Annotated in this window: 10 protein-coding genes and 1 pseudogene; 7 read left to right on the top strand and 4 right to left on the bottom strand. The window is 53.9% G+C overall.

The genetic code is table 11. The features are described from left to right. The 6 genes and pseudogenes from AC2FNB_RS18995 to AC2FNB_RS18970 form a co-directional block, all read left to right on the top strand. A partial coding sequence (locus AC2FNB_RS18995; protein WP_496748411.1) for an NAD(P)H-dependent flavin oxidoreductase occupies positions 1-789 on the top strand: 789 nt, incomplete at its 5' end. A 16-nt stretch (positions 790-805) separates the two neighbouring features. Then, a complete protein-coding gene (locus tag AC2FNB_RS18990; protein WP_496748410.1) occupies positions 806-1,840 on the top strand; it encodes a phosphotransferase family protein in 1,035 nt (344 codons plus the stop codon). Positions 1,841-1,933: 93 nt separating this feature from the next. Beyond that, positions 1,934-2,677, top strand: a complete 744-nt coding sequence (locus AC2FNB_RS18985) for an enoyl-CoA hydratase/isomerase family protein (RefSeq protein ID WP_496748409.1) — start codon at positions 1,934-1,936, stop codon at positions 2,675-2,677. 71 nt (positions 2,678-2,748) lie between these two features. Then, positions 2,749-3,984 carry a serine hydrolase domain-containing protein gene (locus AC2FNB_RS18980; RefSeq protein WP_496748408.1) on the top strand — a complete coding sequence of 412 codons (1,236 nt, stop codon included), beginning with the start codon at positions 2,749-2,751 and terminating at the stop codon, positions 3,982-3,984. 60 nt (positions 3,985-4,044) lie between these two features. Beyond that, positions 4,045-4,908 carry an acyl-CoA thioesterase gene (locus AC2FNB_RS18975; protein ID WP_480751410.1) on the top strand — a complete coding sequence of 288 codons (864 nt, stop codon included), beginning with the start codon at positions 4,045-4,047 and terminating at the stop codon, positions 4,906-4,908. 461 nt (positions 4,909-5,369) lie between these two features. Continuing rightward, positions 5,370-6,400, top strand: a pseudogene (locus tag AC2FNB_RS18970) (IS30 family transposase). Between the two features lie 34 nt (positions 6,401-6,434). Here AC2FNB_RS18970 and AC2FNB_RS18965 read toward each other — a convergent pair. After that, positions 6,435-7,664 (bottom strand): acyl-CoA dehydrogenase, encoded by a 1,230-nt coding sequence (locus AC2FNB_RS18965; RefSeq protein WP_496748407.1) that lies wholly within the window; start codon positions 7,662-7,664, stop codon positions 6,435-6,437. 96 nt (positions 7,665-7,760) lie between these two features. Between AC2FNB_RS18965 and AC2FNB_RS18960 the strand changes: the two genes are divergently transcribed. After that, on the top strand, positions 7,761-8,672 hold the full coding sequence (locus AC2FNB_RS18960; RefSeq protein WP_496748412.1) for a LysR substrate-binding domain-containing protein: 912 nt from the start codon (positions 7,761-7,763) through the stop codon (positions 8,670-8,672). Here the strand turns inward: AC2FNB_RS18960 and phoB are convergent. Genes phoB through pstB form a run of 3 tightly spaced genes read right to left on the bottom strand, consistent with a single transcriptional unit; the run spans position 8,669 to position 10,884 of the window. Then, complete coding sequence (gene phoB / locus AC2FNB_RS18955; protein ID WP_480751406.1) at positions 8,669-9,358, bottom strand: phosphate regulon transcriptional regulator PhoB; 690 nt, start codon at positions 9,356-9,358, stop codon at positions 8,669-8,671. The genes AC2FNB_RS18960 and phoB overlap by 4 nt on opposite strands. 11 nt (positions 9,359-9,369) lie before the next feature. Continuing rightward, positions 9,370-10,071 (bottom strand): phosphate signaling complex protein PhoU, encoded by a 702-nt coding sequence (gene phoU, locus AC2FNB_RS18950; protein ID WP_496748406.1) that lies wholly within the window; start codon positions 10,069-10,071, stop codon positions 9,370-9,372. 15 nt (positions 10,072-10,086) lie between these two features. Continuing rightward, positions 10,087-10,884 carry a phosphate ABC transporter ATP-binding protein PstB gene (gene pstB / locus AC2FNB_RS18945; protein WP_496748405.1) on the bottom strand — a complete coding sequence of 266 codons (798 nt, stop codon included), beginning with the start codon at positions 10,882-10,884 and terminating at the stop codon, positions 10,087-10,089. Positions 10,885-11,010 lie beyond the last annotated feature (126 nt).

Here is an 11,010-nt window from a genome sequence, read left to right as displayed (position 1 = left end):
GAACTGGATCGCCACAACCAAGCCAACCCCGACAGACCGGCCGCGCCTTTCGCGGTCAATCAAATCGTGCATCGTTCCAACAAAAGGCTGGAGCGGGATCTGGAGATTTGCGCCCGCTGGAAAGTCCCGGTCTGGATCACCTCGCTGGGTGCGCGTGTAGATGTCAACGAGGCCGCCCATGGTTGTGGTGGCGTGGTTCTGCACGATGTCATCAATAACACCTTTGCCAGAAAGGCGATCGACAAAGGTGCCGATGGATTGATAGCCGTTGCCGCCGGGGCTGGTGGGCACGCCGGGCAACAGTCTCCTATGGCGCTAATCCGAGAAATTCGCGCATGGTTTGACGGGCCTGTGGCCTTGTCTGGCGCGATCGCCTGTGGAGAGTCGTTGTTGGCAGCCCGTGCGATGGGCGCCGATTTCGGATATGTTGGCTCACCCTTCATCGCAACGCACGAAGCCAATGCAGGGATGGATTACAAAGAAATGATCGTCGATAGCAGTGCCGAAGACATCGTTTATTCGTCACTGTTTACCGGGGTTCACGGGAACTATCTGAAAGCGTCGATCCAGCGCGCCGGACTGGACCCCGACAATCTGCCCTCGGCTGACGCAACGGCGATGAATTTCAGTCAGGGTTCCTCCAAGCCTAAAGCCTGGAAGGAAATCTGGGGGTCGGGGCAGGGGATCGGCAACGTCTCGGAGGTTGTTTCGACCGCCGAACTCGTCGACCGGATTAGTGTTGAATATCGGAGTGCCGGAGCAAAACTAGCAACCGAGTTTGTGGAGTGAAGGATAATAGGGCGTGATGAGTGAACAGCCACTTGCACTCGACCTCAACGCAGTGGACGCCTATCTGAGCGTTCATCTGTCAGGATATCAGGGTCCTCTGCTGTGCGAAAAATTTGAAGTTGGACAGTCAAACCCGACGTATTTGCTGAAGACGCCTGAGCAAAACTATGTACTGCGTCGCAAACCCCCCGGGATTTTGTTGAAATCCGCCCATGCCGTCGACCGTGAGTATCGCGTGCAAAAATCATTGGCGGGGTCGAAGGTGCCGGTCGCGCAGATGTATTTGTTGTGCGAGGACGAAAGCGTCATCGGTTCAATGTTTTATGTGATGGAATATCTTGAAGGTCGGAACTTTTTTGAACCGACAATGGCAGGTGAAACGAAAGAGACGCGCAGCGCGGTCATTGACGAAATGAACCGGGTGCTTGCTGAATTGCATATGGTCAATGTTGATGCCGTGGGTCTTGGCAATTTTGGCCCTTCTGGCGATTATTTTGAAAGACAGATCGGTCGCTGGAGCACTCAATACAGGGCTTCGGAAACCGAAACGATTCCCGAAATGGATAGGTTGATTGAAGCGCTACAACGAAATTTACCCACCAACGATGGGCAACGGACACTTGTGCATGGCGATTACCGGATCGACAACATGATCTTTGAAAAAGAAGGAACAAACTGTCTGGGTGTTCTGGATTGGGAACTGTCAACCATAGGGCACCCTTACGCCGATCTTGCCGCTGTCATCATGCAATGGCAAATGCCGCCGGGGCAAGAGGGGCGGGGTTTGGCCGGGGTTGATCGCGCAGCACTAGGATTGCCGTCGGATGACGAGTTTGTGGCTCGATATTGTCAGCGACGGGGGTTGAGAGGAATTGAAAATTTTGGGTTTTACCTTGCTTTTAACTTCTTCCGAATGGCAGGGATACTTCAAGGGGTCTATCGGCGCGCGTTGGAAGGAAATGCCTCCAATCCTGAACGGGCGAGGCAACTCGGCCAATATGTTCCAATGTTTGCCCAGCATGGTCTGACTGCGCTTGGCCGTTCAGATTGACCTGGTGTCGCAATGAAGGATCCGCGCGCAAAAATCTGAGGTTTCGTCGATTTGTTCGGATGCTATCTGGAAATGCGCAAGGAGAAAGACGAGATGAGCGATTTTCTGGAACTCAGAGAGCACGATGGCGGTATTGTAGAGTTAGTTCTTAGGCGTGGGCCGGTAAACGCGCTAAGCGCAGAGTTTCTAATGGCGTTCTCAGAGCAGATAAAGGAAATGGAGCAGAACGACGAAGTTCGAGCTATCGTTTTGTCCAGCACATTCAGGGTGTTCTCGGCTGGACTTGATCTGAAGGAGGCGAAAAATTTCGACATTCAAGAGCAGAATGAAATTGTCGAAGGTCTGAACGTTGGGTTTCTCTCATTATTCGAATGTCGAAAACCCACAGTGAGTGCCGTGAACGGAGCAGCAATAGCTGGTGGAATGTTTTTTGTACTTGCCTCGGATTTTCGCGTTGCTGCTGCACGAGCGACGCTTGGCCTTGCAGAGGTGCGAGTTGGTGCGGATTTCCCCGCAGGTCCGCTTGAAATCGCGCGCGCGACACTCGATCCCAATACGCTCAGACGATTGATGCTGACGGGTCAGCCGATGAACTCCGAGACGGCCTTGCGCTTCGGTGTGATCGATGTCGTCGACGACGATGTCCTGAACCGGGCCATAGGCGAAGCCAAAAAACTGGCAGCTATTCCGCCGAAAACCTATGCCTCGGTGAAACGACAGATCCGTCAAGGCACAATTGATCTGATCCGCAGCCGAATGGCCAACGGCGCGAATGCACCAGAAGGTGGCTGGTTCAATGAAGAAACCAGAGCGGCGATGAATCGAATGATCGGTTAGTTGTCCCATCAAATATTGGATTCCGGATCGCTAACAACATTCAACGATTGGGGTTGGAGAGGAGAACCGCGATGAACGGCGCTACAAAACAAGGGGTGGATCCCGGGCGGTTAAATCGAATCGGCGAATGGATGCAACGCTATGTCAATGAACGCAAATATCCCGGCAGTTCGGTTCTGATCCATCGGCACGGAGAGGAGGTATTTTTCAACGCCTGCGGCTTGCGAGATCTTGAACAGAGCCTGCCATTCAAACGTGACACAGTTGTTCGCCTTTATTCGATGACCAAGCCTATCACCTCGGTCGCCATAATGATGCTGGCTGAACAGGGTCTTTTTCACTTGGGCGCGCCAATCTCGGAGTTTTTGCCTGAATTCAGCAATTTGCATGCGTTGGTTGCCGGCGCCGAGCGGATTGACCAAGTCGAACCAACCACCACGCCAACCCTGCATCACTTGCTGACACACACCAGCGGCCTGAGTTACCCATTCAATCCAGGCGTTTTACCAAAGGCCATGGATAAGCAGGATATAATGTTCAAGCCCACACAAGGCGTTTTGGCTGATATGGTTCAACAAGTCGCCGAACTGCCCTTGGCCTTTCAGCCGGGCACAAGGTGGGAATACTCGGTTTCGATCGATGTTCTGGGGCGCGTGATCGAAGTTGTTTCGGGAAAAAGTCTGGATTGCTTCTTCAAACAGCAAATCTTTGACCTTCTGGGCATGACTGAGACTGCGTTTTCGGTTCCTGCCGGAGCGGAAAACCGATTTGCCTCGCTCTATACTCCACTGTCTGGTGATGCCATGGCGCTTAATGACGCGAAATCCGGTGGAGAAACATTGAGGTTAGTTGACGAGGACGGAGGATCACCATTCGAACATGCCACCATGTTCTCCGGCGGTGGTGGCCTCGTGGGTACGATTGATGACTATCATCGCTTTGTAGATATGCTGCGACGAAAAGGTGAAAGTAACGGCAATCGTTTGCTTGGCTCCAGCACGGTAGATTTCATGATGCGCAACCATCTGGCCGGCGACATTGCCTCGATGGGGCCAAGCAGCTTTGCGGAACAGCCCATGAAGGGGCTGGGATTTGGCATCGGAGGCGGTGTTGTTCTTGATGCCGCGCGGTCAGGCACGATCGGGTCGGTGGGTGATTACAGTTGGGGTGGAATGGCATCGACATTTTTCTGGTTGGATCGGGTTCACGACCTGAGCGTGGTCTTTTTCACTCAGCTCTCACCTTCCAGTTCCTATCCGTCCCGCGCCGAACTCAAAGCGCTTGTCCATGGGGCATTGCTCGGCTGAGAGGCAAAGAACAAGACGTAGCATGCTGTGATACATTGTTTAAATTCAAGGTGTAAGGAAATGACGGACGCGGAAAAGATCCTGCTCGATCTTTTGAATTTGGAAAGGTTGGAAGTCGATCTCTTTCGCGGACCGGGATCGGGCGGTGAAACACCGACTCGGATCTACGGCGGGCAGGTAGTCGCACAGGCATTGTCGGCAGCTTACAGAACGGTGGATGACCGGCTGTGCCATTCTCTGCATGCATACTTTATACGGCCTGGAGATCCCAGTATTCCTGTCGTTTATCAGGTGGATCGCGCTCGAGATGGTGGTTCGTTCACGACCCGTCGCGTGGTCGCAATTCAGCACGGAAAACAAATTCTCAATATGTCGACGTCATTCCATGTCAAAGACAGCGGCTGGACTCACCAACACCCTATGCCCAATGCCGGAAAACCAAACGACCATCCTTCGCGGGATGAGTTGCGGCAGAAGTATCTCGGCAAGGTAACCGAAAAATACCGCTCGGAATTCCTAAGGGAGCGCCCAATCGAGGTTCGAGAAGTCGATCCGCTGGACCTTTTTGATCCCGAACCCAGCGACGACCGCAACCACCTTTGGTTTCGAATGCGGGCAGCAGCAGGTGAGGACGCGAAAACCCAACATCTTCTGTTGACCTACGCGTCGGATATGGCGCTTTTGAGTTCTGGTCTTCGACCTCATGGACTGAGTTGGTTCAAACGGCAGGTGAACGGCGCAAGTCTGGACCATGCGATGTGGTTTCACGCTCCAGTTCAGATCGAAAACTGGCATCAGTATTCAATGGACGCGCCGTGGACGGGGCAGGGGCGAAGCTTCAATCGCGGTTCCATTTATACAGAAGACGGAATTCTGGTCGCCTCCGTCGCACAGGAAGGTTTGATGAGACGCCCAAAGGTTTAGCTCTGGCCACTGGATATTTGATTTAGATTTTTCATCCCTCTGATCCAACGGCCATAGTCTTCGACCTTCATGCGCATGTAATCGCCAACCTGAGGATGCGGCAGAACCAAGGACCGTTGTTTTGTATTGCTTCAACGCAAGTGTTCACCACCGCTTCGGACTCAATGATGCGGTCTTCCTTGCTAGACTGTTCTGCCAGTACTTCTCCAATCCGTGATGCAGCACCCGATAGGACGAAAATTTCGTTCTTTAGATCCTACACTTCCTCGGCGATCTGGTTGAGTCGAGGTCCAACTGTTCCGTTCGTCCACGCAACATACGGAGTTTGCTAGGGCATGTCGCTTACAGGATTATAAATTACATAATACCAATTACACGTTTTCTACATGTACCCGGGAGCGCGCTACCCTGAAGTGAGAATCCTATAAAAAACAATTCGTTATCTAATAGAAGATCATGGCATGGGGGCCGTTTACACGCAACTATCACTGCAAGAACGTCGCAAAATCGAGAACTGGTGGCACGCAAAGGTGCCCGTTCGGGAGATGGCGCGCGTGAAGCGCCACAAATCGACGATTTTTCGCGAGATCAAACGTAATTTCTGGGCCGATGATGCGTTCCCCAAGAAGTACGCGGGATATTTTGGTCATGCGGCTCGTTTACAAACTCAGAAACGTCGATCCGTGCGTGCAGCGCAAGCTGATCCGACGCCCCGATCTCAGTAAGCGAGTCATCGCCCGCCTCAAACAAGGATGGACACCTGAGCAGATCGGCAATCGGATGATCCACGAAGGTGCAAAAATGCGCGTGTGTCAGGAAACGATCTGTCGGCACATCTATTCCAACGAAGGTTTGGCGCAGGAGCTCTGGTGGTTCCTGCCCCAGTATCGCAAGTCTCGTCGCCCACGCCGTGCCAGAAAGCGCTAGGCTCCAAGGTTCGATCGTGATGTGAGCATCCTGTTTCGACCGGACGACGCCGCGCACCGCCGTCAGTTCGGTCACTGGGAGGCTGGCCTTGTACTGTTTAAACAGCGCTTTGGGCAATCAAATGTAACCTCGCTTGTCGAGCGGGTCAGCCGATTCACGGTGCTTCTGAAGAATCCGAACAAACGCACGAAGTCTGTCATGGGAAAAATCATAAAAGCAATACGCGACCTCTCTCACGTGGCGCGCAAGTCCGTCACCTTTGATCGAGGAACGGAGTTCGTCAGCTGGCCCCATTTCCACGCTGAGATCGGAACACAAACGTGGTTCTGCGATCCGTCTTCCCCCCTGGCAGAAAAGCACCGTCGAGAACACCAATCGCTGGGCGCGAAGATGGTTGCCCCGCAAGCGCGACATCACGGCGGTCTCAGATCATGAATTGAAAATGCTCTGCGACCGCCTCAATGCAACCCCCAGGAAATGCCGTGTATGGAAGACACCAACAGAGGTGTTCAGAGAAAAGAGGATGAAAGAGATGGGCGAATGCCCCTACCCCGAACGCCAATAGCAGTCGCGGTTCACATATCGCCCACAACTATCTTTCAATAGAACGCCTGCAACCCGGTTTGCGCGCGCCCGAGAATCAACGCATGTACATCATGAGTACCTTCGTAGGTGTTCACGGTTTCAAGATTGACCATGTGGCGAATGACCTGAAATTCCAGCGAGATTCCGTTGCCACCGTGCATGTCCCTCGCCATGCGCGCAATCTCCAGGGCCTTGCCGCAATTATTGCGCTTGATTATCGAAATCATTTCGGGCGCCGCATTCGCTTCGTCCATCAGCCGCCCGACCCGAAGGCTGGCCTGAATGCCCAATGCAATCTCGGTCTGCATATCCGCCAGCTTTCGCTGGAACAACTGTGTCTGTGCCAACGGACGATTGAACTGATGACGATCAAGGCCGTATTGCCGGGCCGAATGCCAGCAGTGCTCGGCTGCCCCCATTACACCCCAACTAATTCCATAGCGCGCCCGATTTAGGCAACCGAAGGGACCTTTGAGGCCCTGAACATATGGAAGCAGAGCATCTTCACCTACTTCGGCACCATCAAGCACGATTTCCCCCGTGATAGATGCACGCAGGCTGAGTTTGTTCTGGATTTTCGGGGCGCTCAGTCCCTTTATGCCCTTGTCCAGAACGAATCCGCGGATCTTGCCATCATGTGCATCGGACTTAGCCCAGACCACAAAAACATCCGCGATCGGAGCATTGGAAATCCACATTTTGCTGCCGGTCAAACGGTAGCCGCCTTCGATTTTCTCGGCCCTAGTTTTCATACTGGCAGGATCACTTCCAGCGTCAGGCTCGGTCAAGCCGAAGCACCCGATCCACTCGCCGCTGGCCAATTTGGGTAAGTACTTCCTGCGCTGTTCTTCGCTGCCATAGGCGTAAATTGGATACATCACCAGCGAGCTTTGCACCGACATCATGGATCGGTAACCGGAATCGACCCGTTCAACCTCGCGCGCCACAAGGCCATAAGCGACATAGCCGGCGCCTATGCCGCCGTATTCTTCGGGAATCGTGGTGCCCAACAGGCCCATTTCGCCCATTTCCCGAAAGATTTCCGGATCGGTTAGCTCGTTCTGGAAGGCATCTGTCACACGTGGCTGTAGTTTTTCCTGCGCATAGAACCGTGCGCTGTCGGCAATCATCCGTTCTTCTTCAGTCAGTTGATCGGATAAGCGAAAAGGATCCTCCCATGCAAAGGTTCCAAGATCGGGCGCGTCCTTGGCTCGTAGGGTCGGTTTCGTCGTCGGAGCATTCATGGCACTTCTCCAAATTTCTGATTGCGCGAACCCTACTCTGCGATTTTCGCAAAAAACAGCGATACTTTTACATGTTTATATGACAAAAACGCATACATGGACATGCCACGTAGACTATTTCCATCAATCACCGCGCTTCGCGCATTGGAAGCCTTGGACCGCCTCGGATCTGCTTCCGCTGTTGCCGAAGAATTGACTTTGACTCAAAGTGCCATCAGCAGACAGTTGCAATCTCTCGAGACACAACTGGGTGTGGAACTGATCCGGAGAGACAAGAAACGGCTAACGTTGACGTCCACGGCACAAACCTATGTTCAGGAAATTCGCGAAGCCCTGAACCAGATCGCGCAAGCCTCGTTGCGCCTGCATGTCGCGCCAGTTGGAGGAACTCTGAACCTTGCCATACTTCCGACCTTTGGAATGCGGTGGCTCATGCCGCGTCTTCCTGACTTCGCGAGGCGTCACCCCGAAATTACAATCAACATGTCAACCCGGCTTCGCCCTTTCAACTTCGCCACCGAAGCCTTTGATGCCGCATTGCATTTTGGTGAACCTGACTGGCTCGGAACAGAGCGGCTGCTATTGAAGACTGAACGCGTTCTGCCCGTTTGTGCGCCCGGTCTCATGCCAAATGGTGCACCGAAAGTCGCCGAAGGTTTGTTGCGTTATCCGCTTTTGCACATTCAAACGAGGCCACGCGCTTGGCAGGATTGGTTCACTCAGATGGGAGTTGATCGCAAAGCTCCGCTAAACGGCACTATCCACGACCAGTTTGCAACGATTATACAGGCGGCAATTCACGGCTTGGGCGTGGCGCTGCTTCCCAGCTACCTGGTGGAACAGGATCTTGCCACGGGTCGTCTGGTTGCAGCCTATCCCGATGCGGTGGAGACCGTCGGAGCCTATTACCTTGTCTGGCCGATATCGAAGTCGACTGATCCGTCACTGCGCGAGTTTCGGCACTGGTTGGCAGGGCAAGTCGAACCTGAAGAAACCTTGCCGCGCTAACCCAGCGCGTACCCTGTCCCACGAACGGTTCGCAACGGGTCCGTTCCTCCATGTTGCATCAACGCCTTGCGCAAACGCCCGATATGAACGTCAACGGTTCTGGTGTCGACAAAGATGTCGCGCCCCCAAACCCGATCCAACAATTGTTCGCGACTCCAGACCCGACCCGGCTTTTCCATGAATGTGCTGAGCAGTCGAAACTCTGTTGGCCCAAGTTTCAGGGCCTTGTCCCCTCGACTGACCTTGTGGGTTTCCGCATCCAGTACGATGTCGTCATATTCCAATTTAACACCAACAGTCGAAGGTCGCACCCTCCTGAGTTGACTGCGGACCCGCGCCATCAATTCGACAACAGAATAAGGTTTGACAACATAATCATCCGCGCCAGTTTCCAATCCGCGCACCTTGTCCACCTCTTCCGAGCGCGCCGACAGCATGATGATCGGTATCGATCGCGTTTCGGGCCGCGTTTTCAAACGGCGGCACACTTCGATGCCGCTCAGGTTGGGCATCATCCAGTCGAGAACGATAATGTCCGGGCTGTCTTCGTCGACCAGCAACAGGGCCTCTTCCCCATTGGCTGCGCGGGAAACGCGAAAGCCCTCGGCCTCAAGATTATAGGCCAGAACCTCGCGCTGCGCAGGCTCATCCTCTACAACCAGAACCGTCGGTTGATCGGTGGGCATGTCAGCCTCCCTCAGATCGTCTGCGAGGTTGTGTCGGCCTTGGGCCGGGCCTCGGTCGGGCGACTGCCGGTTACCAAGTAAACCACTTGCTCGGCGATTGCGGTCACATGATCGCCCATTCGTTCGATGTTTTTGGCGATGAAATGCAGATGCATGCATGCAGAAATACTGCGGGGATCTTCGGCCATGAAGGTAAGCAATTCACGAAACAGGCCATTGTACATCTGGTCAACATCATGGTCGCGCTCTATCACATCGTTTGCCAGTTCCGGATCGCGCTGGATATAGGCATCCAGGGCATCGCGCAGCATGTGTTCAACCTCACGCGCCATCCGGCGCAGTGCCGAAGCGCTGCCGTTCACCTCCGCCGCGTCCACAAGAACGGTTGTTCGCTTGGCGATGTTCTTGGCGTAGTCACCAATTCGTTCGAGATTTGCCGAGACCTTCAGGACGGACAACACCAACCTCAGATCCCCGGCTGTCGGAGAGCGCAGCGCAATCAAGCGGGCCGTTTCTTCGTTGATCAGTTCTTCGAGCTCGTCGATTGCCTTGTCATCCTTGCGCACTTGTTGCGCCAATTCTTCATCACGCGCTTCCAGAGATCTGGCTGCGCCCATGATTGCGGCCTCCACCAAGCCACCCATCTTCATGATATGCGCTTGAACGGCTTCGAGATCGCGGTCGTAAACTGAAGTAATATGCTGTTCCGTCATGTTTTTTTCTCGTCTTCAGCCGATCCGGCCAGTGATGTAGCTTTCGGTTCGGGGATCAATCGGGTTGGTGAAAATCTGACCGGTCTCACCAAATTCCACAAGATTACCCAGGTGGAAGAAAGCGGTTTTCTGGCTGACCCGGGCTGCCTGTTGCATAGAATGGGTCACGATCACCACCGAATATCGTTGACGCAGTTCGTCGATCAGTTCTTCGACTTGTGCTGTTGCTATCGGATCCAAAGCCGAGCACGGCTCGTCCATCAACAAAACCTCGGGTTCTGTTGCAACCGCGCGCGCAATGCACAAACGTTGCTGCTGCCCCCCTGACAGGCCGGTTCCGGGGGCATCAAGACGATCTTTGACCTCATCCCAGATTGCCCCGCGACGCAGGGATCTTTCCACGATTTCATCCAGTTCCGCCTTGTTCTTTGCAAGGCCATGGATGCGGGGACCGTAAGCTACATTGTCATAGATCGACTTGGGAAAAGGGTTGGGTTTCTGGAACACCATCCCGATCTTGGCGCGCAATTGAACCGGATCGACCCGCTTGTCATAAATATCCTCGCCATCCAGCAGGATATCACCTTCGACGCGGCAGATGTCGATTGTGTCGTTCATTCGATTGAGGCAGCGCAGAAAGGTGGACTTGCCGCAGCCCGACGGACCGATGAAGGCCGTCACCGTCTTGTCCTCGATCTCGACACTCACATCCTTGATGGCATGGGCTTCGCCATAGTAGACCTGAACGTTTTTTGCCGTGATCTTGGGTTCCTGCGTTTCCACTTCTCTCTCCACGCGAGACAAATCTTTCATATCGTGCCCCTTTTACCAGCGGCGTTCAAAGCGGCGGCGAAGGATCACGGCCACGGTGTTCATGGTGACGAGGAAGACAAGCAAGATGATGATGCCTCCCCAAGCGCGTTCGTAAAAGGCCGTATC

The sequence above is a fragment of the Ruegeria sp. BHSB058 genome (genome assembly GCF_059613285.1).
The sequence above is the reverse complement of the archived record's forward strand: the minus strand, read 5'-3'. Positions and strand labels throughout refer to the sequence as shown.